Annotated in this window: 19 protein-coding genes; 12 read left to right on the top strand and 7 right to left on the bottom strand. The window is 36.7% G+C overall.

Translation table 11 applies throughout. The features are described from left to right. Nucleotides 1-3 precede the first annotated feature (3 nt). On the bottom strand, nt 4-2,031 hold the full coding sequence (locus F4V57_RS01000; protein WP_070069996.1) for an NADPH-dependent 2,4-dienoyl-CoA reductase: 2,028 nt from the start codon (nt 2,029-2,031) through the stop codon (nt 4-6). A 123-nt stretch (nt 2,032-2,154) separates the two neighbouring features. Between F4V57_RS01000 and F4V57_RS00995 the strand changes: the two genes are divergently transcribed. Then, nucleotides 2,155-2,712, top strand: a complete 558-nt coding sequence (locus F4V57_RS00995; protein WP_070069988.1) for a PadR family transcriptional regulator — start codon at nt 2,155-2,157, stop codon at nt 2,710-2,712. 98 nt (nt 2,713-2,810) lie between these two features. After that, the gene (puuE, locus tag F4V57_RS00990; protein ID WP_070069987.1) at nt 2,811-3,761 is read left to right on the top strand and encodes an allantoinase PuuE; all 951 of its coding nucleotides are present in this window, start codon (nt 2,811-2,813) and stop codon (nt 3,759-3,761) included. A 114-nt stretch (nt 3,762-3,875) separates the two neighbouring features. On the opposite strand, the gene F4V57_RS00985 is transcribed toward puuE, so the two are convergent. Together F4V57_RS00985 and alc are read right to left on the bottom strand one after the other, a co-directional pair. Then, nucleotides 3,876-4,379 carry an ureidoglycolate lyase gene (locus F4V57_RS00985; protein WP_070069986.1) on the bottom strand — a complete coding sequence of 168 codons (504 nt, stop codon included), beginning with the start codon at nt 4,377-4,379 and terminating at the stop codon, nt 3,876-3,878. A gap of 32 nt (nt 4,380-4,411) precedes the next feature. Beyond that, on the bottom strand, nt 4,412-5,419 hold the full coding sequence (gene alc, locus F4V57_RS00980) for an allantoicase (RefSeq protein ID WP_070069985.1): 1,008 nt from the start codon (nt 5,417-5,419) through the stop codon (nt 4,412-4,414). 209 nt (nt 5,420-5,628) lie between these two features. Between alc and F4V57_RS00975 the strand changes: the two genes are divergently transcribed. The 3 genes from F4V57_RS00975 (at nt 5,629) to F4V57_RS00965 (ending at nt 9,825) form a co-directional block, all read left to right on the top strand. Beyond that, nucleotides 5,629-6,339, top strand: coding sequence for a FadR/GntR family transcriptional regulator (locus F4V57_RS00975; RefSeq protein WP_070069984.1), 711 nt, complete (start codon nt 5,629-5,631; stop codon nt 6,337-6,339). Between the two features lie 324 nt (nt 6,340-6,663). Continuing rightward, on the top strand, nt 6,664-7,821 hold the full coding sequence (gene hpxO / locus F4V57_RS00970) for an FAD-dependent urate hydroxylase HpxO (protein WP_070069983.1): 1,158 nt from the start codon (nt 6,664-6,666) through the stop codon (nt 7,819-7,821). A gap of 435 nt (nt 7,822-8,256) precedes the next feature. Continuing rightward, nucleotides 8,257-9,825: an ATP-binding cassette domain-containing protein gene (locus tag F4V57_RS00965; protein WP_070069982.1), complete on the top strand. Its 1,569-nt coding sequence runs from the start codon at nt 8,257-8,259 to the stop codon at nt 9,823-9,825. A gap of 661 nt (nt 9,826-10,486) precedes the next feature. On the opposite strand, the gene F4V57_RS00960 is transcribed toward F4V57_RS00965, so the two are convergent. After that, nucleotides 10,487-11,728, bottom strand: a complete 1,242-nt coding sequence (locus F4V57_RS00960; protein WP_070070746.1) for an MFS transporter — start codon at nt 11,726-11,728, stop codon at nt 10,487-10,489. A 151-nt stretch (nt 11,729-11,879) separates the two neighbouring features. Here F4V57_RS00960 and F4V57_RS00955 point away from each other — a divergent pair, with 151 nt between their 5' ends. After that, nucleotides 11,880-12,656, top strand: coding sequence for an AraC family transcriptional regulator (locus F4V57_RS00955; RefSeq protein ID WP_070070747.1), 777 nt, complete (start codon nt 11,880-11,882; stop codon nt 12,654-12,656). Nucleotides 12,657-12,709: 53 nt separating this feature from the next. On the opposite strand, the gene F4V57_RS00950 is transcribed toward F4V57_RS00955, so the two are convergent. The 3 genes from F4V57_RS00950 to F4V57_RS00940 all read right to left on the bottom strand — a co-directional run bounded on the left by F4V57_RS00950 (nt 12,710) and on the right by F4V57_RS00940 (nt 17,525). After that, nucleotides 12,710-14,050, bottom strand: a complete 1,341-nt coding sequence (locus F4V57_RS00950) for an aryl-sulfate sulfotransferase (RefSeq protein ID WP_081409272.1) — start codon at nt 14,048-14,050, stop codon at nt 12,710-12,712. A gap of 16 nt (nt 14,051-14,066) precedes the next feature. Next, nucleotides 14,067-16,304, bottom strand: a complete 2,238-nt coding sequence (locus F4V57_RS00945) for a TonB-dependent siderophore receptor (RefSeq protein WP_150330535.1) — start codon at nt 16,302-16,304, stop codon at nt 14,067-14,069. Nucleotides 16,305-16,538: 234 nt separating this feature from the next. Continuing rightward, complete coding sequence (locus F4V57_RS00940) at nt 16,539-17,525, bottom strand: ABC transporter substrate-binding protein (RefSeq protein ID WP_227515708.1); 987 nt, start codon at nt 17,523-17,525, stop codon at nt 16,539-16,541. 404 nt (nt 17,526-17,929) lie between these two features. Between F4V57_RS00940 and F4V57_RS00935 the strand changes: the two genes are divergently transcribed. The 6 genes from F4V57_RS00935 (at nt 17,930) to F4V57_RS00910 (ending at nt 25,323) form a co-directional block, all read left to right on the top strand. After that, nucleotides 17,930-18,733 (top strand): Crp/Fnr family transcriptional regulator, encoded by an 804-nt coding sequence (locus F4V57_RS00935; protein WP_227515709.1) that lies wholly within the window; start codon nt 17,930-17,932, stop codon nt 18,731-18,733. A 155-nt stretch (nt 18,734-18,888) separates the two neighbouring features. Further along, nucleotides 18,889-20,556, top strand: a complete 1,668-nt coding sequence (locus tag F4V57_RS00930) for an arylsulfatase (RefSeq protein WP_070070575.1) — start codon at nt 18,889-18,891, stop codon at nt 20,554-20,556. A gap of 207 nt (nt 20,557-20,763) precedes the next feature. After that, the gene (locus tag F4V57_RS00925; protein ID WP_070070576.1) at nt 20,764-21,267 is read left to right on the top strand and encodes a rhodanese-like domain-containing protein; all 504 of its coding nucleotides are present in this window, start codon (nt 20,764-20,766) and stop codon (nt 21,265-21,267) included. A 27-nt stretch (nt 21,268-21,294) separates the two neighbouring features. Continuing rightward, nucleotides 21,295-22,212, top strand: coding sequence for a serine O-acetyltransferase EpsC (epsC, locus tag F4V57_RS00920; RefSeq protein ID WP_070070577.1), 918 nt, complete (start codon nt 21,295-21,297; stop codon nt 22,210-22,212). Nucleotides 22,213-22,439: 227 nt separating this feature from the next. Further along, entirely contained in the window at nt 22,440-23,372 is a 933-nt protein-coding gene (locus tag F4V57_RS00915) for a family 2A encapsulin nanocompartment shell protein (protein WP_070070578.1), read from the top strand. Then, a complete protein-coding gene (locus F4V57_RS00910) occupies nt 23,347-25,323 on the top strand; it encodes a family 2A encapsulin nanocompartment cargo protein cysteine desulfurase (RefSeq protein WP_070070579.1) in 1,977 nt (658 codons plus the stop codon). The genes F4V57_RS00915 and F4V57_RS00910 overlap by 26 nt, the downstream gene beginning before the upstream one ends. Nucleotides 25,324-25,786: the final 463 nt, after the last annotated feature.

The following is a 25,786-nucleotide window of genomic DNA, read 5'->3' as shown; positions in this document are numbered from 1 at the left end:
TTACTAAATTTTTGCAGCAAGTACTGCACCTTGACGTATGGCTCGTTTGGCATCCAATTCACCCGCTTCTTTCGCGCCACCAATTAAATGGACAGACTGACCTGCCGCCAACAAATCAGCATACATCGCCGTATAAGATTCTTGTCCAGCACAGATAATAATATGATCCACTTCCAGTAACATGGATTGATCATTCACACGAATATGCAAACCTTGTTCATCAATTTTGTCATAATTGACACCTGCAATCATTTTGACCTGATGCTGTTTTAAACCAGCTCGATGAATCCAGCCAGTTGTTTTTCCCAACCCCGCACCTATCGGTGTATTCTTACGCTGTAACAAGTAAATTTGACGATGAGGTCTAGGATCTGGGTCTGCAGCCATCAAACCACCGGCATGTTGATAATTTCGGTCAATTCCCCATTGTCGATAAAAAATTTCAGGATTTAATGATGCACTTGCGCCATCTTGTAACAGATACTCTGCAGTATCAAAACCGATCCCACCCGCGCCAATAATGGCAACACGATGTCCAACTGTTTTTTTATATTTTAATACATCCAGATAGTTCAATACTTTATCAGATTCAATTCCTTGTATTTGTAATTGACGTGGACTGACTCCGGTAGCAATCACAATTTCATCAAATTGTCCCTGCTGTAATTCAATTAAATTTACCCGATGATTTAATCTTAAATCAATCTTGTCACTCAGCTCAATTTGACGCTTGAAATAACGTAATGTTTCATAGAATTCTTCTTTACCCGGTACTTGTTTGGCAACGTTAAATTGCCCACCAAGTTGTGCTTCTGCTTCAAATACAGTAACTTTATGCCCTCGTCTGGCTGCATAAATCGCAAAACTACAGCCTGCTGGTCCAGCACCTACCACTGCAATATGTTTACTTTGCTGCACAGTTAAAAATTTTAATTCTGTTTCATACGCTGCGACAGGATTGACCAGACAGGTTGCCTGCTTATGTGCAAAGATATGATCTAGACAAGCCTGATTACAACCAATACAGGTATTAATTTCATCGGCACGTTGCTGTGCAGCTTTCAAAACAAAATCCGGATCAGCCAGCATCGGTCGTGCCATAGAAATTATATCTGCATGTTCCTGTTGTAATACATATTCTGCAACTTCGGGAGTATTAATACGATTGGAAGTAATAAGCGGAAGTTTGACGTGTTGTTTTAATTTTTTTGTCACCCAACTAAATGCTGCCCTTGGTACTTTAGTTGCAATGGTCGGAATGCGTGCTTCATGCCAACCAATACCAGTATTGATAATTGTCGCGCCAGCATCTTCAATCGCTTTGGCAAGTTGGATAATTTCCTCAAAGGTGGAACCACCCTCAACCAGATCCAGCATGGACAGACGATAAATAATGATAAAATTTTCACCCACACGCTGGCGTATTCTTTTAATAATTTCAACTGGAAAACGCATACGATTTTCATAACTCCCCCCCCATTCATCATCACGGTGATTGGTTCTACTGACAATAAACTCATTAATCAGATAACCTTCCGAACCCATGACTTCGACACCATCATAACCAGCATATTGAGCCAAATATGCACAATTGGCAAAATCATCAATGGTCCGTTCAATATCGGCCGTTGACAATGCTTTTGGCTTCATTGGGTTAATCGGTGCTTGAATGGCAGAGGGTGCAACAATATTGGCTTGATAAGAATAACGACCGGTATGTAAAATTTGTAAAGCAATTTTTCCACCTGCAGCATGTACTGCTTGCGTAATGACTTTATGCTGATCCGCAATTTCCAGAGAATCTAATTTTGCTCCTCCCTGAAAAGTCACGCCATCATCATTTGGTGAAATTCCACCTGTGACAATCAGACCAACCTCACCTTGTGCACGACGTGCATAAAAGGCAGCCAAACGTTCAAATCCATGTTCAGCTTCTTCCAGACCAATATGCATAGATCCCATTAGCACACGATTTTTTAATATGGTGAAGCCTAAATCCAGTGGCGTTAATAATTTTTGATAATCGGACATATTTGTCTGTTCCTCCTTCATGCTGACCCAATCGGCTGGCGTATAAATTTTATAAAGCATCTAGCCAAACTATGCAATATGTTGCATAGTTTAATCTCATGACCCAGCGTTCACGGATCGTTTATGTCTTTAAGCCACGTTCTTCTGACCAGTTTATTAGAAAAACCCAGTACCGGTATTGATCTGGCTCGGCGTTTTGATCGTTCAATGGGTTTCTTCTGGCAAGCAACTCATCAGCAAATTTATCGTGAACTGGCGATTATGCAAAAAAATGGCTGGATTATTCCTGCACTGGCAAAACATAGTGATTCAAGAAAAAAAACTTATCAAGTCAGTGATCTGGGACAAAAAATATTATTACAATGGATGCAAACACATACACCACCACATAAAGTTCGCAACGAACTCATGGTAAAATTAAGAGCCGAGGCACAATTGGGTGGCAATCTGATTTTAGAAGAATTGATCCAGCATCAGCAACTTCATCTACAACAATTACGCATTTATCAAAAAATTGCAGAAAAAGACCAGCAAAAAAATGCAGATACGTCTACAGATGTCAGAACTCACATCATACAACAGCAAATCCTCAATCTAGGTATTCGTTTTGAGCAAGTATGGACACAATGGCTCGAACAAACACAGAATATACTTGAACAACAAAATAAAAATGAATCTTAAACTTTTGGTATTAAATTTGCTTTTATTAAGATAAATCATACGATCAATACCATTGAAATATGATTTTATATTGTTCAACCTAGAATGAATTTACCATTATGACTTCAGCTACATCTCATTTACTACACGATTCAATATATCCTCGTGACCTGATTGGTTATGCAAATCAGCCTCCTCATGCCCAATGGCCTAATCATGCAAAAATTGCCCTGCAATTTGTTTTGAACTATGAAGAAGGTGGTGAAAAAAACGTACTGCATGGCGATAGCGGTTCGGAACAATTTTTATCCGAAATTTTTGGTGCAGAAAGCTATCCGGATCGTCATTTATCTATGGACTCAATGTATGAATACGGCTCAAGGGTAGGATTTTGGCGGATTCAACAGGAATTTGCCAAAAGGAATTTACCAATGAGCATTTTTGGGGTAGCTATGGCATTACAACGTAATCCACTTGTCGTCGAAACCATTAAAAAATATGGTTATGATGTGGTATCACATGGTGCCCGCTGGCTGCATTATCAGAATACAGATATTGCCACAGAACGTGAGCATACCCTTCAGGCAATACAAATTTTAAAAGATCTTTTCGGACAAGCCCCTAGCGGTTGGTATACAGGACGAGATAGCCCCAATACCCGACAAATTCTCGCCGAATTTCCAGAAATTCAATATGACAGTGACTATTATGGTGATGATTTACCTTTCTGGACAACGCTAACCAATCAGCAGGGAGAAACTCGCCCTCATCTGATTATTCCGTATACCCTAGATACCAATGACATGAAATTTGCATCGCCAATTGGTTTTAGTACCAGCGAGCAATTTTTTGATTATTTAAAAGATAGTTTTGATGTGCTATATGCTGAAGGTGCAGAACGACCAAAAATGATGTCCATCGGCATGCATTGTCGTTTATTGGGAAAACCAGCTCGCTTTAAAGCCTTACAACGTTTTCTTGATTATGTGCAAAGTCATCATGATGTATGGATATGTACTCGTCAACAAATTGCTGATCACTGGTACAAAACACATCCTTATCAAGATTAAAATCCGATTTCGATCAATTTATCACATGAACATCTTATATTTCCCCTCATAGAAGAGGAAATATAAGTCAACTTTATACTTTTCACGTTTATGGTTTACTTAGCAAAGCCTGAATTAATAATTGATCACACATGGCGAAGAGAGTTGATACACATCACAATTTTCCCCTCCACTAATCCGATCAACCACTAAAAAATCACTTGGTGATTCATAACTCAACAATGGATGATGCCAAACACCTTTTGCATACGTCACACCTTGTAAACCATTACTTTCAAAAGCGTAAATATGCTGCTCATCCGGCTGATCTGCATTACTTGCTAATGCCACAATAATCAAAAATTTTTGTCTTGCCATAGGAATAAAAGATTGCGAACCATAAGGGTGACGTTCTAGCATGCTAATCTTTAAGGGTAAATCTGTGGTAATCACATTACGGAAAATCGTTATACCAACAGAAGACCCTTCTCCCTCACATTGTATCGTGGATAAAGCATGATATCGTTGCGTATGCCCATCATTTATAGGGAAAAATTCACTTTCCTCACATTCAATGACATCACCAAATTTAGCAAAGGCCGCCTTGGTTAAAGGCTGAATTCTGACAACAGTGTGCATAGAAATCATTTCCAAATCATTTGACTATGAGATTATTGAGCAATTTTGCCCCATAAACGAATACGACTAATCCCACCATCAGGGATCATATTCAGGCGAATATAATTCACTTTTTCAGAAATTAGAATTTGCTGAATATATTCATGAATATGATCCATACTCAGCGGTTGTTCACTTAATAGATATGGCCAGAACATACTTTGCGGGATCAATTGTGCATCCGTAGCATTGTCTGCATAGATTGCCTGAATTGAACAAAATGCCGGAAAGTTACCTTTAAAATGTGCTGTATCAACTTCAATTTTTTCAATTGCTCCGACTTGACCTAATTGGATAATGCACCAGTCATAGCCTGGCGCACGGCGGCGCTTGGTTTCCCAGCCATCGCCCATATTGATACCACGTCCAGGATTGAGCAAATTGGTGGGGTGACCAAAATGCGCATCGCTATATGCCACAATCCGTCCACCATTTTTTAGTGCTGCCAGATCTAATGTTTGTGTAGGATCAAATTTTTCCAGTACCACCTGTCCATACACACGCAAACGGGCAATCCCCCCATCAGGATAAATATTTAAACGTAAATGTGTCACTGGATCTGTCTGTGCAACCTCTAGCACATGATGATGGTCCGGTGATAAAGGTGTATTCGGTAAAATCTCCTGCCAAACCACACCATCAAGTTGATCATTCGGTGCATAACATGCTTCGATTGAAGCTGATGCAGGATAATTTCCGGTAAAAAATGATGTATCCAGATCCACACCTGAGATTTTTCCTGTTACGCCCAGACGAATAATGCACCAGTCATAACCAGCTTCACGTTTACGGCGAGTTTCCCATCCATCCATCCATTTGCCGTGATCATCATATTTACCTTCGACAAACTGTGCTGGTTCGGCATTCAGCATACGCTCTGCCTTAGCAAAAAATTCATCCGAGCAACACACAATCTGTGTACCCATTCTGGTATCAGCCAGATTCACCAATTTTTTTAAATGTGTAGGCAGTTCTACAGGTTTCGCTATTGTAATCGTCATTCAACACTTATCCTAAGTTAATCACCATGCCAAAATAAATCTGACATCGCCTTTTCAATGTTCAGATTGTATTATACGCAAATTCCATACCAACTGGTCAGACCAGTTGGTTTGATTTTTGCTAAATAAATCAAATACCAGAAAAAATTTATAGAGTTGTGTAAAATCTTTTGCATTAGGATCGATTTATGACAGGAATATCCACCACAATGAAACCACAAGCCAAGCTCAACCGTTCAACCTCTCAAGTCACTGAGCAAGCTGTGGAAACAATTCATAACTGGATTCAGCAAGGACTTTATCCAGTGAACACCACCTTGCCTGCGCAGCGCGAATTGGCTGTACAACTGGGAATTAGCCGAGCTTCGCTAAGAGAAGCACTAATGCGCTTATCTGCTCTAGGAGTGGTACAAATTAAGGCAGGCAAAGGTGTTTATGTGATCTCCCAGCAAAGCCAGCCGGCAGAACAATGGAATGTACAAAATCATATTTCTCTCAAAGACTTCTATCAATTACGTTATATTTTGGAAAGTTTTAGTGCCTTTCTGGCATGCGACTATTTAACAGACCAAGATATCATTGTTTTAAAACAAAATTTTCAAAATTTATCTATCGCAATTACTGCCAAAAACTGGCAGGAAGCAGCAAGCCACGATTTTAACTTCCATAAATACATCATTGAACTTAGCCACAATCAATCAATTATTCAGGCCCTGCAGCAACAAACCAAATGGTTACAACAAAGCCAAATTTTACCTTTTATCCAACCAAATCTTGCCCATAAAACCATCACAGAACACGAAGCAATTTTAACCGCATTATGCGAAAGAAATCCCAAAACAGCAGAACAAGCCATGCAAAAGCATATTATCGGTGCAGCTCAACGTGCAGGTGTTTATTTTTCGAGCCATAACAATTAAAAAAATGTATTACAAAAATGAGTTTTTTTAGGTCAAAATATTTTTTATGCACAATTTAAGCTCATCAATGCACAATTTAAAAGCAAAATATTAAAATATTCTTAAGCAATCAGATAAACTTAACCCCATGGACTTACAGGTCTTACCAGTTTAAGGCATAAATTTACTAATAGCGAATACCGACCTAATTTTTAATAAAAAATTATATAAATTAATTACTTAAAATAATCACCTACTTTATTTATAAGATTTGGCATAATTTTCGCAGTGATCTAAAGCAAATAGAAATGATTGTCGCTGTTTAAACATATAAAGGCTTTAGATATGAATATCATTATAATTGGTGCAGGTATTGGTGGTTTAACCGCAGGTATTGGACTAAAAAAATATGGTCATCAGGTCACGATTTACGAACGTGTAGAAAAAATTCTTCCTGTCGGAGCTGCCATTTCTGTCTGGTCAAATGGTGTTAAATGCCTCAATTATCTTGGCCTGACAGAACAAGTTAAAAAATTGGGTGGCATTATGGACCATCTAGCCTATATCGATGGTAAAACCCAACAGACCATGACGCAATTCAGTCTTGATCCATTAATTCATGAAGTTGGACAACGCCCCTATCCTGTTTCACGAGCAGAATTACAATACATGCTGATGGATGAGTTTGGCATGCAAGACATTAAATTAGGCATTGCACTAACTCATATTCAGGAGACAGAAGACCATATCGTTGTACAATTTTCCGATGGAACAGAAGCAAAAGCTGATTTACTCATTGGAGCAGATGGTACACACTCGCTTGCTCGAGAATATGTTCTTGGACACAAAGTCGAACGCCGTTATGCTGGTTATGTCAACTGGAACGGTCTGGTAGATATTGATGAAAATATTGCTCCTGCTGATCAATGGACAACTTATGTTGGTGAAGGCAAGCGTGTTTCTCTGATGCCAATTGCAAATAACCGTTTCTATTTCTTCTTTGACGTTCCACTTCCACTGGGTCTGGAAAATGATCGTAAACAGTATAAAGCTCTACTAAAAGAATATTTTGCCGACTGGTGCGAACCTGTTCAGTTATTAATTGAGCGTATTGATCCTGAGCGTACCAATCGCGTGGAAATTCATGATATTGAGCCTTTTTATAAATGGGTAAAAGGCCGTTGTGTTTTATTGGGAGATGCTGCACACAGCACAACTCCGGATATTGGACAAGGTGGCTGCATGGCGATGGAGGACTCTATCTATCTCATTCGCTCATTGGCAATCAATACTAATAGTTTACAAGATGCGCTAACGCGTTACGAAAAAGTACGTAGTGAGCGTGCCAATGATCTGGTACTACGTGCCCGTAAGCGTTGCGATATCACTCACATGAAAGACCCCGAAATTACCCAAGCCTGGTATGAAGAATTACATCAGGAAGATGGTCAACATATTATGAAAGGTATTATCAGTAACATTATAGGTAATCCATTAGATTAAGGTTTTTTAGCTCAAAAAATAAGTTAATTTTAATCATTTGATTTATTTATTACTAAACTGATATTTGAATAATGGTTAGTTTTTCATTTTCACTAGAAATTTATGGCCTTATTTAATCAATGCCCCTTATTTATTTTTATTATGTAATAATAAAAATAAATAAGGGGAACTTCAGAAAAGACTAAAATTAAACTTGACACAATGAATGAGTTTTATAAAATAAGGCGCTTCACATTTTCTTCTATTCAAGAGTCACGCCAATGAAGTAAATCATTTTTCTCATCATTATTTTTTAATTTTTGATGCGCAAAATAGATTCTACTCAAGGTTAAGCTTATTTTTTTCTCTACATTATCTACGATAAATAAACTAAAACCCTTATTTATAGCTTTATTTCATACTATTTTGTGCATCCTCAATATGAGGATCGTATTTATGCCACAGGCATGTATTATTTCAAACTTGAGTTTGTCATTCTCTACTCAAAATATGTTTGATCAACTCAACTTTACACTTTATTCAAGGAAAACCTCAGCTTTAATTGGTAGAAATGGTTTAGGTAAGTCATTGCTTTTTCAGATTTTACATTTACAGCATCATTTAGATATGTCATATAGTGGTCAAATTGCCTGGCATGTTCAACATGATCATTTATCACAATTGCAACGCCTAAATGCAAAGACAATTGCTCAAGCATTAGAAGTTGAGCATTTGTATACTGCTTTTCAATGTATTGAGAACAATACTGCCAGTTTTGAGGATTATGATCTGGTTGAAAATGCTTGGGATCTACCACAAAAATGGCAAAAAATTTTGCAAAATGCACAATTACCGACGGATTTAAATTATCCGACCCAACAATTGAGTGAGGGGCAAAAAACCAAATTAGCCTTGTGTAAGCTATTCTTGAAAAAAAATCATTATTTGTTGTTAGATGAACCAAGTAATCATTTGGATGTCCAATCTAGACAATGGCTTATGGAATCTATTCTAACCCACACTGCCGGTGTATGTTTGATTAGTCATGATCGCCAACTACTCGACCAAGTTCAGCATATTTATGCCTTAACCGAATTGGGATTACAACACATACGTGGAAATTATACAGATTATATTCAACAATATCAGCAACAAATCAATGCTTTAACTCAGTCGATTCAACAAGAAAAACGTGAATTAAAACAATTAAAGCAACAGCAGCATGAAAGCCTAATGAAAGCCCAAAAACGTCAACGTAAAGGAATACAGCTGCGTGACTCTAACTCTCAGGCTAAAATTCTACTCGACTTTAAAAAGGAGCAAGCTGGGCAAAGTTTTGGAAAATTACGCACTCAACACCTTCGTCAAATAGATGAATCACAAAGTCGCTTACAGGATAAACAAACCACTTTAGAAAAAATTAAACCGCAAAAATTTGAATTTCAACTACATAGCACTCGGCAAGGTGAAATATTGAGAATCAATGATTTAACCTTGCCCTACGCATCAACACAAAAAATTAACTTTTCAATGCGTGCTGGTGAAAAAATTCAGCTTAAAGGCATAAATGGAATTGGCAAATCAACCTTATTAAAAATGATTGCACATCATCAAACTCAGGAAATTATCTTTAATGGTATTTGCTTATATCTGGATCAAAATTTTAGCTTGTTGAAGAATAATCTCACTGTGATAGAAAACTTAACCAGATTCAATCATCAGATTCCAGAAGTAGAATGGCGAAAACTTTTGGGCCAATTACGGATTCACCGTGAAAAAGCACAATTAAAACTGACACAATTAAGTGGTGGCGAAAAGCTTAAAGTTGCTTTATTGGCCATCAGCCACGTAGTTAATGGTGTTGATTTACTTTTATTAGATGAGCCAGAAAATCATTTGGATATCGAATCTAAAACACTTCTTGCACAAGCTATTCAACAATTTCAAGGTACAATAATCTTGGTATCGCATGATAAGTTCTTTATTGAAGAATGCGGAATAAATGAAGAATATTTACTCAGTTAATAGGAACCTTAAGATGATACGATTCTAAATATGTCATATTAAGCATTATGCGTTGATTCAGTTTATACGAGTTTCTAAATAATTCTCTGTAAACTGAATCTTTTATCTTTATTTCTATCGCATCAATTTAACTTTCCATTTAGCTGTTCAATTTATGCTACTTTCAGCAATATAATATATAACTAAAAAATATACTGGTTAAGCATTATAATTAAAGTATTGTCTCATAGTTTTCCTATAGTATACAATTCCAAAACCCCAGTCATCCTGAGTATTGGTAATAAAAATAATCATTACATCATTCACTTTTATTCCACATGATTTTTCTAATCATTTGGCTAATTTTTCATAAAAAATTTTTTCTGTGAATGTTTCCAAGGACTGGTCAAAATTCTAAGCAATATAAATTTATTTGTCTTTTCAAAACCTAATCTGAGATCCTTGAAAATTACATGTGAGGATTTATTTGCATAAATAATCGGATAACGATCATCTTTTAATACATTAAATTCTTGTAAAAAAATCATTAGCGATATCTAGATTTTTTTAATTTCAGTTCGCCCTTTAATCATATCAAACTTTAATAATGGCATTATTTCTACTAAAAAATAATTTCATGTATCTCATAAATAGGGTGATATCCACAGTAAATAATTTATATCTATTTTGTTAATTTAATCCTTGTAGTATTAGGTAAAAAGGCAGTGACAAAACCTAATAATGGTAAAAAAGCACAAAAGTTATATACCCAAACAATACCATGAGTATCTGCAAGATGACCAAGACCTGCTGCACCAATACCACTAATACCAAACATCAAACCGAACATCAGGCCTGCAATCATTCCCACACGACCGGGTGCAGCTTCCTGAGCATAAACCACCAATGCCGAAAATGCTGAAGACATTACCAAACCGATAACAATGGTTAAAATTGCAGTCCAGAACAAATTCGCATGGGGTAATATCAGTGCAAATGGCGCAACACCAAGAAATGATGCCCAAATAACTGCTTTTCTACCAATTCGATCACCTACTGGTCCACCTGCAAATGTGCCAAGCGCAACTGATCCCAGAAAAATAAATAAATACAATTGAGAACTTTGTACCGAAAGTTGGAAGCGCTCAATCATATAAAAGGTAAAATAATTTGTAATAGAGGCAATATAAATAAATTTTGCAAACATTAAGATACTAATAACAACCATTGCCTGAATGATTTGATGACGGCTTAAGCTTGATATAATAGGTTTGCTATTTTTTTGTTTTGAAAGTGTTTGCTGTTTTAATACCCATTGTGTTACACGCAAAAGAACCAAGACGGCTAATCCAGCGACCAATACAAACCAGCCAATAGCAGCTTGACCATTAGGAATAACAATTAAAGCAGCCATTAAAGGACCCATTGCCGAACCACTATTCCCACCAACTTGGAACATGGATTGTGCTGTCCCAAATCTACCACCTGAAGCCATACGTGCAATTCTGGAAGCTTCCGGATGAAAAGTAGATGAACCTACCCCGATAAGTGCAGCAGCAACAAGTAAAGTATAAAAATTCCCAGCAATCGCCATTAATCCAATACCGACCAAAGTCACAACCATTCCCATAGGTAATAGATAGGGTTTTGGATATTTATCAGTATAAAATCCAATCCACGGTTGCAATAAAGAAGCCGTAATTTGATAAACCAATGCAATCCATCCAATTTCTGTAAAAGTCAGTGAAAATTCTGACTTTAGCATCGGATAACTTGCTGAAACTACAGCTTGAATTGAATCATTCAATAAATGTGCAAATGCAACTGCACCCACAATCTGAAAAATAAATTTATGCGATTGATCTGTTGATGAACTGTCATTTAATGATACAGAATTATCATAAGTACTTATTTCTTTAGACATAATTTTCCCTAAAAGTCTATATCCAATATAAGTTTTTATTAAAAAACAATCATATTTGCGCTTGTAGCCGAGTTATCTTAAACTCAATTATAGCGGCCCAAAATCATCTTCAGGCCAAATAACATAGAATATGGGCCATTTAAGGATATACATGCGTAATATTCAAATCAAAGATTATGAAAATATTCCACGAAGTGTTATGGCAACTGGAAACAGCTATTCTGATGGAACAACACTACAACGTCATAGCCATTTACGCTGTCAATGTCTATATGCAATTACAGGTGTTTTAACTGTGACAACCAATAAAGGAAGCTGGGTTGTTCCTCCACGCCGTGCATTATGGATTCCGTCCAGTATTGAACACGAAGTCTATATGAATGGTTATACCCAAACTCGTAGTGTTTATATTCAAACTAACATTGCAATCGCTACAGGATTATCCAGCAACTGTATTGTGATCAATGTATCCTCGCTATTACATGAATTATTATGTGCGGCTGTCGATTTGCCACTTGAATATACTCTAGGTGGTCGAGATGATTATTTAATGCAATTAATCATTGCAGAAATTGCACGAATGCCTGAATTACCACTTAATACACCGCTACCACAGGAACCACGATTAATTCAACTTTGCCAGCAGTTATTACAAACCCCGTCTATGGAAATGGATCTGGATTGTATTGCAAAAAAAGTTGGAATGAGTCGGCGTAATTTTACACGATTATTTCGTATACAAACTGGTATGAGTTTTGGCCACTGGCGCCAACAAGCATGTATGTTGGCGGCATTGAACCGAATGGAACTTGGGCAACCTATAACCAATATTGCTATGGAACTTGGTTATACCAGTAGCAGTGCATTTACTGCAGCATTCCGACGTTTACTTGGTGCACCACCAACCGTTTACTTACAGAAAAAATAATCGACTGACCTTATCTTACTTTATACACTACAATCCTTTTCTTCAGAAAAATACTAGTTTTTACCAACCTTGGCAATTTTAAAATCTTGTAATACAGGAGGTTTCACCGCAACCTCCTGACGTGATGTACCTACAGGCACCCATTGATATGGTACTGGAGTAGAACGATATAGCATATTGCTTGCTGCCCGGTTCGCTTCAGCTTTGGATAAGTAAGGACTAATATATTCCCAAACTATTTTTCCTTCTTTGGTAATCTGAAAAATACGCCCTGTCTGCCCTTCTGTAATTTGTGTATTACCATTAGGCAAGCGTCTTGCTGAACTGGTAAATGCACTAAAGAAACTGCTCCCAGGACGATATTCCCAAACAATTTCCTGACGTACTGGATCAATCTCTACTACTCGTGAGGTACCTGTTGAAATTTGATAAGAAACAGCCGGATAACCTGATCCTCCCTGATTATCAAATAGCAAGATATTGCCTTCCCCAGGTAATCCTTTGGCAATCATTTTTGCATCATGTAAACCACTTAATTGATCTACAGGTTTTGGTAGCTCCTGTTTACTGTTAAATGGATTGGTTAATTCTGAAGATGTATAATTTGGCCCAAGATTCCAGACGACTTTTCCAGTTTTTTTATCAATAATAATGATAAAGTTGGCTTGACGGGAATCTACAATGATGTTGTCCGGATGAAAGCGCTGATCACCGGATTCATACCATTTGTTATTTCCCAATCTACGAGCATTATTAAAATGTAGATAATCAGCAAGTTTTGTATCATAAACCAGTTGTAATTGCTCTGCGGTAAATCCAAACTCGTTTAAATGTTCAGATGCAGTCCATTGCCAGACTATTTTACCTTTAGGATCAACTTCATATAAAACATCATCAATCAATTTCGGCAGTTTAAAACCAACAACTGCATGTAATTTATTGGCCAGAATTAAAACGTTACCATTTGGTAATTTAGAAATTTCATGATGTTGATGGGCATTTCCCGTCGCTTTGTCACCTGCCCATTTCCAAACCACCTGACCGCTCCAGTCTAACTCTGCAACGGCATGGTTATTCACGCCATTACCAAAAGAAGTTTTATCTTTATTCTTAATTTCTTCAAATTGAACAAAAACATGACCCTTTTTTCCTTGATTGATTACTGGATCAATAACTTCTGTTGGAAAACCTCGATATGGCCACTTTTGTATAACATTTCCATTCATGTCAATTAAATAACTTTGATTGTCTGCACCACTAAAAACATTGTATTGATTCCATGCCTGCTGTGGATCATAAATTGTCACACCTGTTGGATACACACTTGGTGCTGCCGAAACAGATTGTATAAACAATGCAAATAATCCCGTTAAAAGTTTAAAACCATGCTTCATAATGTTGTCCTATTTATTAAAAATCGTATTGAAGATTTAAGCTAAGTGTTCTAGGAGCGCCAATCTGTAAAGCATTTGTTGAGGCAATCCAGTAATCCTGATCAAATAAATTATTAATTTCTGCACGATAGATCAGTTGATGCTGTCCCAGATTTTGTCTGTAAATTGCACCCAAATTGACAACTTGATATGAAGATGTGTGTAAAGTGTTAGCATTATTGATGTATTGCTTGCCAATATACTTAATATTGCCATGCACCGTTAATCCTTCAACTGTACGAAAATCTTTTTCAAATCCAAAACTTCCCTGAAAACGTGCAACTGCTGTAGGTTGTTTTCCCAAGATATCATCTGCTGCTTTAGTATATTCTGCATTGATCCATACGCCGCTCGCATTTAACCTTAAAAAATCTGTTGCTTTAAATTGCCCATTGAATTCCAAACCATCATATTGTGCTATGCCATCAACGACATATTGATTCTGGGCATTGGCATAGCCTGTACCTCGCTCAATACGAAACAGAGCTGAAGCCAATGACCAGTTTTTCTGTTCAGTTTTAATGCCTAACTCATATTGTTTACTTTTGACGGGATCAAGTTGTTGATAAGCGTTGGTATAAGTACTTCCAACTGTTCCTCCATCTTCCAATGCCTCTACATAACTAGCATAAACTGTTGTTTGTGCTTGGGGATGCCAGAGTAATGCAACAGTTGGAGAAACCGGGTTTTGTTGATAGTGCGAACGTAATCTACCAGAAACATAATAATTGCTATTTTCATAATCAAATTTGCGTAAACCCAAGAGTACGGACCAAGCATCATTCACACTTAAAGTATCACTGATATATGCAGATTTGGTATTCCAGTTTGAAATTCTAAAATACTCTCTGGGTGCATAACCGCCATAAATCAGATTGAGAGAAGAATCATATAAATTACCTGCCGGATACGTTCCTGTACCAGGATAAACATAATTCTGACCACCAGTATTAGTCGCCGGATTCAGATTCGGATTACCAATATTTAGATCGCGTGTCTGCCTCTGCCAATCTATTCCTGCAATCAATTGGTGTTTAAGCCAACCAGTATTAAACATACCTTCTAAACGCAATTGCACAGAATCGTAAGCTAAAGTCGGACGATAAAATTGTCTCAAAGCAAGATTGTAATCCCCTTGTGAATTACGCAAATATAAAGTTTCATCTCTGGAATCAATTTGTTTTAACGTATGTGAATAACTGCCATGTAATGACCATTGATCATTAAATTGCCAATTTAATCCAGTTGCTGCTCCCCATGCAATTGAGTCGTAATATGATGAATCATAAGCAGTTAAATCTTTTCGCCCACTAATTGCCTTAGGTAAAGTTGTTCCTGAATATGCATAGTTACCTGAATTTGCAATACTAATTGTACTGATTCCACCATTCAAATTACGTTTTTGATAAAATCCATTGGCATAGATATCCAATTTTGGACTGAGCTGAGCCGTCAAATACAAAGATGCCGCCTGACGATCAACCTTGGTTCCATTAAATGCACGACCTTGTTCATTAACCAGATTAAAGCGATAACCATATTTATGTGCTTCATCAAAATGCCCGCCAATGTCGGCATGCTGACTAAATAAATCATCAGACGAATAACCGACCGATAAAGATGCTTTAGGGGAACTTGTCGGTTTTTTAGAAATATAATTTACCGTACCACCAGGAGAGCCAATACCATATAAAAATCCAGTTGCACCCTTTAAAACCTGAACTTGTTCAAATAATTCCAGAGGTAATTCAACACCGTACATTTGGAATGGGTGACCATCAATTTTATATCCATTTACAAAATCCAGATTTAATCCCCGTACAGAAATACTATAGGCATCCAGACCATAACTGCTACCTTTGGATTCAATACTGGCATCACCTTCAAATAATTTACCAATGGTTTTTGCCTGAGATTGTTCGATTTGTTTGGCATCTACATGCTGACTGGAGAAAGGTGTTTCAAGATCACTACGTGATCCCAGTGTTCCACTGGCAATTGTATTTTTCTTTATCGTTGCAATCACATTCACTGCATCAAGTTGAATAACTTCCTGTGCTGTAGACGTAGATTTGCTATCTATCTCTTCAATATCATTTTGCTGTGCATAAACACTATTGAATAGTATTCCAGAACTAAATATTGCAGTATAAAGATTACGATTTAGTTGATTAAATAAAAACTTATTTTTAAATAAGTTTTGATATTGGTGCATAGAAATCTCTCAAAAATTAAATTCATTTCATTATGTTTATTTTATTTTTTATAATTATAAAAACTATCTTTTAAATAACACATTTAATCAAGATTAATGATTAATATATATAAATTATCTATAATAAGAATTTATATAAAAAATAAATCATTTTATATTTTCAACTATAACAATAGAAAATATAAAATATTTATAAAAATCATCAAGGCTTACACTTCATAAATTAAAAATCATTTACCAAACATGATCATAATTTAACTGTTTTAAACCTTTATCAAGATAAGATCTGTCTAGCCATTGATTCACATCAAAACGCTGACGAATTAATTTTGCTTCCAAAGCAGTATCCACCCCCAATTGCAAATAATCTAAATAATCCTGATCTAATTTTGGAGAAGAGATTTTCTTAACATCTTTACCTTGTAAATCCAGACGATATAAATCTTCAGGATAACTGGCATTTTTACTCATCATTTGAATTAATTCTTCGCGATTTTTTTCCTGAGATGCCCAATATGCTGATTTTAAAACAACATTGATAAATCTTTGAGTAGTTTCAGGATGAGTCTGAACATATTCACTTCTTGCAACCAAAGCAGATGCAATGGTTCCACGACTATTTTTCTGTGTTTTAGTACTTAATGGAATATCTACAGCCCCTTTCTTTTGTAAAGCTAAAATATTAAATAATCCCCAACCTGCATCCACCTGTTTGGCTGCCAAAGCTGCATTGGTTGCAGCAGGATCAAGATTAATAATTTTGAAATCTTTTTCATTAAAACCATAACTTTGAATAAAACGATTGAATGAAAGTTGATGTGCTGTGCCTTGCCATACAGCAATTCTTTTACCTTTTAATTTATCCAGACTATCGTAACCATGATCTGGGATCACACCTAAATACACAGAACTGTCTCGTCCTGTTGCTGCCAATAATGTGGTTTCTACACCATTCGCTTTACCAATAATTGTTGCCAGATCTCCTAAAAAAGCATAATCTAACTGTTTATTGGCTAAAGCTTCATTAATTACTGGGCCAGCACCTTTAAAAAAGTGCCACTCAACTTTAACATTATCTTTTTCAAATTCTTTTTCAAATAATTTATTTAAATAAATATAATCCACAATCGGATTTCCACTGCTTGAATTCTTACCAGAACTTAAATCAGGTACAGCAATTCTAATGATCTGTGGTTGCACAGGTGTTTGACTTTTTTGCACAACAGATGATTTTCTATCAGGTTTAAAAACTATAAATAATACGACTATGGCAAGAAAAATTATCAAGCCAACTATGTACTTTGATTTTATTGCGCTATTAATCATAATGTCCTCAAATCACTTATTGTTCTACTTAAAATAGTTAAAAGTCATTGATAAAACACATCATTTTGATCAATAATTTTTAATATAGCGTAAACACAGTGAGTAAAGTAAATTAGTCTTGCGTCATCTTCTGTCATTATCAAAACAATGTTTCGCAATATTTTTGCTATTCTTATAAAAAATTTAGAATTGGATTTTTATGTTAATAACTGATGATCTTATCAATATTTTTTAGTTGCCGCACATATCAACAAGGTTATGATTTCATCCATGATTATCTTTTTTATTTCTGTATGACCATGAATAGCTTATTACCACAAAATCCTATTTCAAAATATAAACATGAGCTTAATCAACAATCGGATTACACATCTCATTCAGAACATGTCAAAAATGCCATTAAAATCATGGAGAATTACCAATTCATCCAGCACTTAACAGACCAAGAAAAAAATCAATTAATTCAAAATATTAAAGTTAAAAAATATTATCACAACCAACTCATCTATGCACAAAATTCCCCTACAGAAAACGTCAATATTATTGTGGAAGGTACGCTAAAATTAGGCTGGACAACACCAAGTGGCAAATATCATACATCTCTTTTTATGCCTGCCGGAACATTAATTAATATTGTTCCAGTGATTGCTAATCAACCGTTAATCTACGACCATATTGCACAAGGTAATACAATTATTGCCAATATCAGCAGTGAAATTTTTGTCAATAGTATACAAAACAATGCAAAAGCCTTATTTATGGTTTTAAAACTTATTTGTAATCGAACACAGATGAATCGTGAACATATATTTTACTTTTCAGCAGAACCTTTACACATTCGATTAGCCAAAGAATTACTTTTTTTGGTCGAATACCATGCTTACCAACAAAATAATAGATTTTTACTGGATTTTAAACTAAGTCAGGAAAATATTGCTGAGTTGTTACATACCACAAGGCAAAGTATCAATAAAGAACTTTCTAGTTTTGCTAAAGCCGGCATCTTATTGATTAAATATAATCAGATCCATATTTTAGACTATAAAAAACTAAGCGAAATTGCAAATGGCGACAATTTGTCAACGACAACCAAATTTCTATAAAAGTATTTAATAATTATTTTTAAATCAATACTAGGTGGTTATATTTTTTTATTTTAGGTATATATTTTTTTTAGCAAACAATTGTCATCCTGATCACAGATATAAATAAAATTATTTATAAAATATAAAAATCTTGTGTTCACTGGATGATAAAAATGTCTGATCATAAATTACAAAACCGCCCAAATATTCTTCTGATTGTAGCTGACGATTTGGGGTTTTCTGATATTGGTGCTTTCGGGGGAGAAATTAAGACGCCTAATCTAGACAAACTGGCTTTGGCTGGCTTACGTTTTACCAATTTCCATACCGCATCGACCTGTTCCCCAACTCGAGCCATGTTGCTTTCCGGAACCGACCATCATCTTGCAGGTCTTGGTACAATGGCCGAGGCATTAACACCGGAACTGGAAGGTAAAGCTGGTTATGAAGGCGTATTAAACGATAAAGTGGCTGCATTACCTGAATTACTGCGTGATGCCGGCTACTATACCATTATGTCAGGTAAATGGCATTTAGGTTTAAAACCTGAGTTTTTTCCTTATCAAAAAGGGTTTGAACGTTCTTTTGCTTTATTGCCGGGTGCAGCAAATCATTACCGCTTTGAACCAAATATTCCAGAAGAAACTACACCGCGCTTATTAAAATCAACACGTGGTTTATATGCTGAAGATGCTCAATTCATTAAACAATTACCTGAAGATTTTTATTCTTCTGATTATTTCACCACAAGATTGCTAGATTTTCTACAAGATGATGTACAGCGTCAAGATCGTCCATTTTTTGCCTACTTGCCTTTTTCTGCCCCACATTGGCCATTGCAAGCACCTGAAGAAGATATTCAAAAATATCATGGTGTTTACGATCAAGGCCCAGCAAAATTACGTGAACAACGTCTGAAAAATCTAAAAATTCTTGGATTGGTCGATGCAGATACCAGTGTTCACCCTGTTCTAGCCAGAACACCATTTTGGGATCATCTAAATGAGGAACAACGACAACGTTCCGCACGTACCATGGAGGTATATGCTGCAATGGTTGATCGCATGGATCAAAATATCGGTAGAGTTCTGGATTATTTACATAACACTGCACAGTTAGACAACACGCTCATTATTTTCTTATCTGATAATGGGGCTGAAGGCGCTCAACTAGAAGCATTGCCCGTATTTGGAGGTAATCTTGATAAAATCATCGAAACATACTATGACAATACATTAGAAAATATTGGTCGTGGCAATTCCTATGTTTGGTATGGCGAGCACTGGGCACAGGCAGCAACAGCCCCTTCACGATTGTACAAGGCACATACCAGTGAAGGCGGGATTCGCACCGTATCATTTATCCACTATCCAGCTTTCCAGCGTCAATCAGAAATCAGTCATGAATTTTTAACTGTAATGGATTTGTTACCAACACTGCTGGATCATTTAAAAATTAAACACCCTGGAACTGAATATAAAGGCCGTCAGTTAGTTTCATTACGTGGACAATCTTTCCTTAAATATTTAAATGGTGAGCATGAACATATTCATGATCAACAGCACATCACAGGATGGGAGTTATTTGGTCAAAAAGCCCTGCGAAAAGGCGACTGGAAGGCATTATTTATTCCTGCACCGAATGGTCCAAATCGCTGGCAACTTTATCACCTCAAAGATGACAAAGGTGAAGTTAACGATCTTGCTGAGCAATATCCTGAAAAACTTAAAGAATTGCTGGATGAGTGGGCAATTTATGTCAAGGAAAATGGTGTGATTGAAAATATCCCACAAAAGCGGTTATTACAAAATGATCACTTACCTGCTTTTAATATCAACTAAAAATCAGTTTAATTAATTTAGTCTTTATTGATCAATAGATTATTAAAGGCTAAAGCAAAACATCATAGCATTAAATTAGATCGAAACACTAATTTAGTGATTTTACTTATTATTTTTTTGTATAAAAAAATGAATATTCTTTATTTTAAAGAATAAGTAAATCAGCGTAGCATCTTCTGTATTAAAGATAAATTTTAGGACTAAAAAATGAATGCCATTGTTCAATCTCATCCATCTAATGATGCTGCAACTCATGTTGTCAATAAAAGTGACCAGACCATTCTGGATCAGGCACAACAATACGCACAGCAAAATGATTTGGATTTTACCGGTAGTCTACCTCCACAGGATGCATGGCAACTATTTGAACATGGTACAGCAGTCATTGTTGATGTACGAACCAATGAGGAGCGTAAATTCGTAGGTTATGTCCCTGACAGTGTGCATATTGCATGGGCAACAGGAACTTCTTTCAATCGTAATCCACGCTTTTTAAAAGAACTGGAAAATAAAGTAGGCAAAGATAAAACCATCCTATTATTATGTCGTAGTGGGAATCGCTCCGCACACGCAGCTACCGCTGCTTATGCCGCAGGTTTTGAACAGGTTTATAATATACTGGAAGGCTTTGAGGGCGATTTGAATGACCAGCAACAACGCAATCATGATAATGGCTGGCGAGTAAAAAGACTGCCATGGATTCAAGATTGATACCAGCTAGAAATTAAGGAGAAATACATGTCGCAATGGGATATAAGACACGTCATTCATGATTTGCAACAAGTGCGACATGACTGGAGAGAGTCACAACATCGAATTAAGGAATTTGGAGGTCGAGAACTTCCCTCTAAAGAAGCCCTCAAAGAAATTCTTAACGACCTTTGTGGTGTACTCTTTCCAATGCGGCTTGGACCATCAGAGTTACGACAGGAAAGTGAAGATTACTATATTGCCTACACACTTGATCGTGTACTCAACCACCTGTATCGACAAATTACACTGACACTAAATTATGAATCCAAACGTTTAAATCTGCAACAAAACCACCTACATCAGCAAGAATTAGCTCAACAAATTGTTCAGAATTTTGCTGATGAACTCCCCAATATCCGCCGTTTACTGGATGCAGATGTTTTAGCTGCTTTTGATGGTGATCCTGCTGCACGTAATGTTGATGAAGTGTTGATTTGCTATCCGGGAATTTTTGCGATTATCTATCATCGAATTGCGCATCAACTATTTAAACACGTTCCTTTAATTTCCCGAATTATTTCTGAAATTGCCCACTCTGCCACTGGAATTGACATTCATCCTGGAGCAAAAATTGGCAAGGGATTTTTTATTGATCATGGTACCGGAGTAGTGATTGGGGAAACTTGTATTATTGGAGAAAAGGTTAGAATTTATCAGGCAGTCACTCTGGGGGCAAAACGCTTTGAAATCGATGACCAAGGTTTACTCAAAAAAGATTATGCTCGCCATCCAATCGTTGAAGACGATGTAGTGATCTATGCCGGAGCCACAATTTTGGGACGTGTCACCATTGGAAAAGGATCAACCATTGGCGGAAATGTCTGGCTCACACATGACGTTGAACCTTATAGCCAGATTTTACAATCTCATTCACAACAAAAGAGCAATCACTCAGCAATTTAATTTTATTCAGACAGGTTTTTACACATTATCTCATCAAAACATTAAATGCTAGGAATATTTTGGATATTCTTAGCATTTGTTTATCTTTAAATATTATAAAAATATCCATATAAGTGATAAAGAATTTTTTGTGAAAATCAAATCTTATTTTCTTATTTTTCAAATGATTATTTTGCTTCTACTCTTGTATTTATCCGATCAAACCTCGCCGTATACAGGAAAAATTTATGGCAAAAAATACCGATAAGACCCAACTCGCACTTGGTGATATTGCTGCCCGCCAGCTTGCCAACGCGACCAAAACTGTTCCTCAACTTTCCACTATTACACCTCGCTGGCTTACTCACTTATTGCAATGGGTGCCGGTTGAAGCAGGTATCTATCGTGTAAACCGTGTCAGCAACACTGATGATATTCAGGTTGCATGTACCCAGCGCGATGAAGCAACCTTACCACAAACGTTTGTAGACTATGATCCACAGGCACGTGAATACTTTCTAAATGGCGTAGCCACTGTTCTGGATGTACATACTCGTGTGGCAGATCTTTATAGTAGCCCACATGACCAAATAAAGGAACAATTACGCTTAACCATCGAAACCATTAAAGAACGTCAGGAAAGCGAATTAATCAATAATCCTGAATACGGCTTATTAGCTAGCGTGACTGATGATCAGCGATTATCAACACTAAATGGCCCACCTACACCTGATGATCTGGATGATTTATTGCGTAAAGTATGGAAAGAGCCTGGCTTCTTCTTGGCACATCCCGATGCAATCGCTGCATTTGGTCGTGAATGTACTCGTCGAGGTGTTCCACCACCAACAATCAGTCTATTTGGTTCACAATTTATTACCTGGCGTGGTGTTCCACTTATTCCATCCAATAAAATTCCTGTCGAAGATGGTAAAACCAAAATTTTACTATTACGTGTAGGAGAAAAACGTCAAGGCGTTGTCGGATTATTTCAGCCGGGTCTTGCCGGTGAACAATCCCCGGGATTATCTGTGCGCTTTATGGGGATCAATCGTAATGCAATCGCTTCTTATCTGATTTCATTATATTGCTCACTTGCGGTATTAACCGAAGATGCACTTGCAGTATTAGAAGATGTGGAGATAGATAAATATCATGACTACCCAGTTAATTACAAATAATTTACCTGTGGGTAGTTCAACTGAACTGGATAAGGTTGGTGTTGCTCAGGCACCAACCGGTTTACCAGACCTCACAACAATTACCCAGTTGGCCAATGAATTTTTTTCAGCTTTGCCTGGCTTAGGAAATGGACAAACTTCCGGATTAAATCTGGATATTCCCAATATTGCACCGCCACCACACTCTCCGCAACCCGCAGAAAACGTGACGGCTTTAAGTGGTCGTGCGCCAAATATTGCCTTTCAGAAAGGATTAAATCCTGAATTACCAGACCACATCCCAAATTTACCGGATTATCCAGAACGCAGAGCAATCGCATCAGCACCAATTATTGGTGGAGCAAATATTCCCAAACCACCATTTGAACCACATGCACCCAGAGTTGCACATCCGCAACCTAGTATTCCAGTTGTTGCTGCAAAACAACCTGAGGCAAGTACGGATTCTCCTTTTTATTTTTTAAATGATCATACGCGTACAACATCGCAGCAGGATTATGCGATTTCGCATCATGAAGCTGATATTGCACAATCTTTTCATTTGCCTTATGGAGATGACTTAACACATTTATTAAAAAATGATCCGTCACAGACATCCGCTGCAAAACCACAACAATCTGCATCTGGTTTTTATTTTTTGGATGATTTTCACTCAAATCCGCCTCAGGCAGGAAATATTCCGGCACATTATCATGCAGATAAAACCCAATTTACACCTAGCCACCAACAACCATTAGATGTATTCGCCATTCGCAAGGATTTTCCAATTCTTCAGGAGCGTGTCAATGGCCGTCCTTTGGTCTGGTTTGATAATGCAGCCACAACTCAAAAACCTCAAAGCGTGATTGATCGTATTGCTTATTTTTATCAACATGAAAATTCCAATATTCATCGCGCTGCTCATGAACTGGCTGCACGTGCAACTGATGCTTATGAACATGCTCGTAATGTTGTTGCCCGCTTTATTGGTGCACGCTCTGCCAAAGAAATTATATTTGTACGTGGTACAACTGAAGGAATTAACCTGATCGCCAAGACTTGGGGCGAACAAAATATTGGTGAAGGTGATGAAATCATAGTATCAAACCTTGAACATCATGCCAATATTGTGCCTTGGTATCAGCTTGCGCAAAAAGTGGGTGCCAAACTTCGGGTGATCCCTGTTGATGATACTGGTCAGATTATTCTGGAAGAGTTACCAAAACTGATTAATGAGCGGACAAAACTGGTTTCTGTTACCCAAGTTTCTAATGCTTTAGGTACAGTGACACCAATTCCGGAAATTATCAATATTGCTCATGCTCGTGGTGTACGTGTCCTCGTTGATGCTGCACAATCTGTATCGCATATACCAACTAATGTGCAATCCATTGATGCCGACTTTCTGGTATTTTCCGGGCATAAAGTCTTTGGACCAACAGGAATTGGTGCAGTATATGCCAAACCTGAAATTCTGGACAACATGCCAGTTTGGGAAGGTGGTGGTAACATGATTCAGGATGTGACCTTTGAACATGTTATTTATCAGCCAGCACCAAATAAGTTTGAAGCCGGTACAGGAAATATTGCCGATGCTGTCGGTTTAGGCGCAGCACTGGAATATGTCGAGCGTATTGGCATTCAAAACATTGCAACTTATGAACATGCACTCTTAGAGTATGGTCAAAATGCTTTGGCCAGTGTTTCCGGTTTACGTTTAATTGGTACAGCTTTGAATAAAGCCAGTGTGATGTCATTTACTCTGGAAGGTTATTCAACTGAACAAGTAGGCAAAGCCTTAAATGAACATGGTATTGCAGTACGTTCTGGTCATCACTGCGCACAACCAATCTTGCGCCGTTTTGGTGTAGAACAAACTGTTCGCCCTTCTCTGGCTTTTTATAATACCACTGAAGAAATTGATTTACTGGTTGCAGTTTTACATCAATTAAGACGTAAAAAACACGTGTAATTCAATATCAAACAAGTATCTATAATTAGATACTTGTTTTTATATGCTCTATATAAAAAAGCGACCTATATTCTCATATAAGTCGCTTTTATATTTTTTATTAATATTAAAATCATATTATTCTTGTTTTAATAAAATTATTATTACCAATGACTTGACAAACATTTAGTTAAAGTCGGCAATTTAAGTCACCACGATTATGTCGTATGGATTTAAGCGTCATCATTATCTCCTACTGCTTTTCTATAAAATTAATATAACAAAAATTATTTCGATTAAAAAATAACAAAATATGATTTTTAAATTTTATTTCTTCATAAACAGTTAATCAAAAAATACAATTTCTATATTTTAAACCATTAAGTTTTTGATAGCAGTATCCAAAACTTAATTATTCATTTTCTTTATAGAAAATTTCTAATAACTCTATTATTAAAATTTTGATATAAAAGCTACTCTCTAA

Origin of the sequence: Acinetobacter qingfengensis, from assembly GCF_008693185.1 — a bacterium.
Lineage (GTDB): Bacteria > Pseudomonadota > Gammaproteobacteria > Pseudomonadales > Moraxellaceae > Acinetobacter > Acinetobacter qingfengensis.
Note: the sequence above shows the minus strand (reverse complement) of the source record. Positions and strands in the feature narration are given on the sequence as shown.

Coding starts and splice junctions, on each gene's coding strand:
- F4V57_RS00935 (WP_227515709.1), top strand. CDS start 17,930: ATGAATAGCTTATTACCACAAAATCCTATTTCAAAATATAAACATGAG.
- F4V57_RS00945 (WP_150330535.1), bottom strand. CDS start 16,304: ATGCACCAATATCAAAACTTATTTAAAAATAAGTTTTTATTTAATCAA.
- alc (WP_070069985.1), bottom strand. CDS start 5,419: ATGACGATTACAATAGCGAAACCTGTAGAACTGCCTACACATTTAAAA.
- F4V57_RS00965 (WP_070069982.1), top strand. CDS start 8,257: ATGCCACAGGCATGTATTATTTCAAACTTGAGTTTGTCATTCTCTACT.
- hpxO (WP_070069983.1), top strand. CDS start 6,664: ATGAATATCATTATAATTGGTGCAGGTATTGGTGGTTTAACCGCAGGT.
- F4V57_RS00910 (WP_070070579.1), top strand. CDS start 23,347: ATGACTACCCAGTTAATTACAAATAATTTACCTGTGGGTAGTTCAACT.
- F4V57_RS00960 (WP_070070746.1), bottom strand. CDS start 11,728: ATGTCTAAAGAAATAAGTACTTATGATAATTCTGTATCATTAAATGAC.
- F4V57_RS00985 (WP_070069986.1), bottom strand. CDS start 4,379: ATGCACACTGTTGTCAGAATTCAGCCTTTAACCAAGGCGGCCTTTGCT.
- puuE (WP_070069987.1), top strand. CDS start 2,811: ATGACTTCAGCTACATCTCATTTACTACACGATTCAATATATCCTCGT.
- F4V57_RS01000 (WP_070069996.1), bottom strand. CDS start 2,031: ATGTCCGATTATCAAAAATTATTAACGCCACTGGATTTAGGCTTCACC.
- F4V57_RS00955 (WP_070070747.1), top strand. CDS start 11,880: ATGCGTAATATTCAAATCAAAGATTATGAAAATATTCCACGAAGTGTT.
- F4V57_RS00975 (WP_070069984.1), top strand. CDS start 5,629: ATGAAACCACAAGCCAAGCTCAACCGTTCAACCTCTCAAGTCACTGAG.
- F4V57_RS00925 (WP_070070576.1), top strand. CDS start 20,764: ATGAATGCCATTGTTCAATCTCATCCATCTAATGATGCTGCAACTCAT.
- epsC (WP_070070577.1), top strand. CDS start 21,295: ATGTCGCAATGGGATATAAGACACGTCATTCATGATTTGCAACAAGTG.
- F4V57_RS00995 (WP_070069988.1), top strand. CDS start 2,155: ATGTCTTTAAGCCACGTTCTTCTGACCAGTTTATTAGAAAAACCCAGT.
- F4V57_RS00915 (WP_070070578.1), top strand. CDS start 22,440: ATGGCAAAAAATACCGATAAGACCCAACTCGCACTTGGTGATATTGCT.
- F4V57_RS00930 (WP_070070575.1), top strand. CDS start 18,889: ATGTCTGATCATAAATTACAAAACCGCCCAAATATTCTTCTGATTGTA.
- F4V57_RS00950 (WP_081409272.1), bottom strand. CDS start 14,050: ATGAAGCATGGTTTTAAACTTTTAACGGGATTATTTGCATTGTTTATA.